The sequence below is a fragment of the Kineococcus indalonis genome (genome assembly GCF_009906395.1).
Classification (GTDB): Bacteria; Actinomycetota; Actinomycetes; order Actinomycetales; family Kineococcaceae; genus Kineococcus; species Kineococcus indalonis.
Map to the genome: position 1 here is coordinate 1 of NZ_JAAALM010000778.1, position 1,299 is coordinate 1,299.

The window sequence follows — 1,299 nt, forward strand, 5'->3', positions numbered from 1 at the left end:
CGCCGGGGTCTAGGGTCAGCAGGGCCAGGCGGCCGGGCGGGGCGGGCAGGTCCAGGACGCGCACGTGCACGGGCATCAGCGGGCCTCCCCGGGGGTCGCGGCGGCGGGTCCGGCGGCGGGCTCGTAGTCGCGGTGGTGGGGGTTCTCCCAGAGCACCGTGCCGCCCTGGCCCAGGCCCACGCACATGGCGGTCAGGCCGTAGCGGACCTCGGGGTGCTCGGCGAACTGCCGGGCGAGCTGGGTCATCAGCCGCACGCCGGAGGCGGCCAGGGGGTGGCCGACGGCGATGGCCCCGCCGTAGGGGTTCACGCGCTCGTCGTCGTCGGCGATGCCGAAGTGGTCCAGGAAGGAGAGCACCTGCACGGCGAAGGCCTCGTTGAGCTCGAACAGGCCGATGTCGTCGATCGTCAGGCCCGCGCGCGCCAGGGCCTTCTCGGTGGAGGGGATCGGGCCCAGGCCCATCACCTCCGGCTCCACGCCGGCGTAGGCGAAGCCGACCAGGCGCATGCGCGCGCTCAGCCCCAGCTCGGCGGCGGTGCCCTCCTCGGCCAGCAGGCAGGCGGTGGCGCCGTCGGTCAGGGGGGAGGCGTTGCCGGCGGTGACGCGCCCGTGCGGGCGGAAGGGGGTGCGCAGGCCCGCCAGGGCCTCGACGGTGGTCTCGGGGCGGGCCAGCTCGTCGGCGGTGGCCAGGCCCCAGCCCCGTGCGCTGCTGGCCACGGCCACGGGCACCAGGTCGGCGGAGACCTGGCCGTTGGCGACGGCCTTGGCGAACTTCTGCTGGCTGGCGGCGGCGTACTCGTCGGCGCGCCGCCGGGTCAGCGCCGGGAAGCGGTCGTGCAGCGCCTCGGCGGTCCTGCCCATGTCCAGGGCGTCGGGGGAGACGATGCGCTCGGTGAGGAAGCGCGGGTTGGGGTCCAGGCCCTGCCCGAGGGGGTGGTGGCCCATGTGCTCGACCCCGCCGGCCAGCGCCACGTCCAGGGCGCCCACCGCGATGGAGGCGGCGGCGGTGGTGGCGGCGGTCATGGCCCCGGCGCACCAGCGGTCCACCGCGTAGCCGGGGGTGGTGACCGGCAGGCCGGCCAGCAGGGCGGTGCTGCGGCCCAGGACCAGGCCCTGGTCCCCGCTCTGGGTAGCGGCGGCGATCGCGACCTCCTCCACCCGCTCGGGCGGCAGGGAGGGGTTGCGGCGCAGCAGCTCGCGCAGGCAGGCGACCACGAGGTCGTCGGCGCGGGTCTCGGCGTGCAGGCCGTCGGGGCGGGCCTTGCCGAAGGGCGTGCGCACGCCGTCGGCGAACACGAC

The 1,299-nt window shown here is 76.9% G+C and carries 1 protein-coding gene; it reads right to left on the minus strand.

What is annotated here, in order from left to right:
* Positions 1–75: 75 nt before the first annotated feature.
* Positions 76–1,299, minus strand: a 1,224-nt coding sequence (locus tag GTR00_RS21050) for a thiolase family protein (RefSeq protein ID WP_166613464.1), incomplete at its 5' end; no start/stop codon positions are given.